Below are 681 nucleotides of genomic sequence, written 5' to 3' on the forward strand. Positions count from 1 at the left end.
TTTTTGGGGTCGGTTGTGTGCATCAAGTAAAAATAACGGTCTCCCAGAGGGAACCCTCCGTGATTTTCCTTGACCCCCACGCCCTCAAAGCCCAACATTTTCCAAATTTGTTAGGGCTTGAAGCTAAACGATGCGACATGCTTTTCGTTTTCTTCCCCCACTCTCACCTTGGCTTTATCGATGCTTTTCGTAACTCTATCCTCCATTCCCTTAAGCGTTGGTGTAGAGCGAAAAGCATCAATCTCCTTCTCAAGATCTTGCTTGTATGACTCTTTGATCTTGGCTTTGACCTCATCGGTCAAACGTCCCTCTAGTTCACTCTCGACCTTCTCAACAGCCCTATCAACTAGCGGGAGGTATTTACCCTTGAGCGTATCCATGCATTCGTTTTTAAGCTGTTCCAGCATGTTATCTGCTGCAACATGCAGATCAGCCTTTACCTGATCCAGAACCTCATAAAAATGCTTTACCTCCGTGTGCTTGCGCTTGCTGCCGTGCTTGGGCGGTTCGATGTTGGCTATACGACCCTCCATAGATGCATAATAACTCCTCTGCATTCTTGCTAGTTGGGCCTTACCAAACATATCCCTTGCACTCAAAGAGTGCCTACCATCCCTTTCCACCACAGGCACAACAACAAAATGTATGTGTGGCGTTTCCTCGTCCCTATGCAGCACAGCA

At 47.3% G+C, this 681-nt stretch carries 1 protein-coding gene; it reads right to left on the reverse strand.

Features of this window, described 5'->3' with window-relative positions; all coding sequences use genetic code 11:
- Nucleotides 1-110 precede the first annotated feature (110 nt).
- Nucleotides 111-681, reverse strand: a 571-nt coding sequence (locus R8O11_RS28065) for a plasmid recombination protein (RefSeq protein ID WP_318194979.1), incomplete at its 5' end; no start/stop codon positions are given.

Source organism: Vibrio sp. 1288 (genome assembly GCF_033344475.1).